Below are 731 nucleotides of genomic sequence, written 5' to 3' on the forward strand. Positions count from 1 at the left end.
GGCAAGGATCGCGCTCTATGACTTATATGTCAGCCCAACCAAGGCAGGGCCGTCGTTGATCTGTCGCAGTTTTGCGACAGTTGCGATTAGAAATCGCTGAACGACACCTTATCGGGAAAGCCGAGCCGTTTCAGTTTGCGATGCAGGGTGGCGCGGCTGATACCCAGATTGTTTGCGGCAGCGGATATGTTGCCGCCAGAACGTGCCAAAGCACGCTGGATGGCACCTCGTTCTGCGGTGGCATAATCGAGCTCGGCATTGGCTTGCTCGCCCAGAACGTCAGAAGCCGGCAAGGGCTTGCGGAGCGATTCATCGGTCAATCCAAGCATRTGGCGTGCTGCGCGGGAAGCGCCGATAACGAGATCATCCTCATCCACAGCAATCAGTGCATGCATTGCTCGTTCGCTCGCGGCGTCCGCGCCTTGCGCCAAAACAATTCTTGCCTTGGGAAATGCCAACCGGAAGTTCTCAGCCTCGAGCCTGCGCGCGGCATCAACCACGGCAACAGCAATGAGTTTGACGAAATCCTCGGTCAAGTCGCGACGGGCCGAGGAGACGTCAATTGCCGCAATCAGGCGGCCCCGATGATCGAAAATCGGGGCAACGGTACAGGACAGCGCAGTGTTCCGGCTGCGGAAATGTTGATCCCGGTGGATCGTAAGCGCCCTCTGTTCGGCAAGTGCGGTACCGATTCCATTGGTCCCTTCGCTCTCCTCGCTCCACACTACTCC

1 protein-coding gene is annotated in these 731 nt (G+C 58.1%); it reads right to left on the reverse strand.

From position 1 onward, the window contains the following. Positions 1-86: 86 nt before the first annotated feature. Positions 87-731, reverse strand: a 645-nt coding sequence (locus ACXJ5O_RS28890) for a helix-turn-helix domain-containing protein (RefSeq protein WP_457302902.1), incomplete at its 5' end; no start/stop codon positions are given.

Source organism: Phyllobacterium sp. P5_D12, assembly GCF_054049495.1.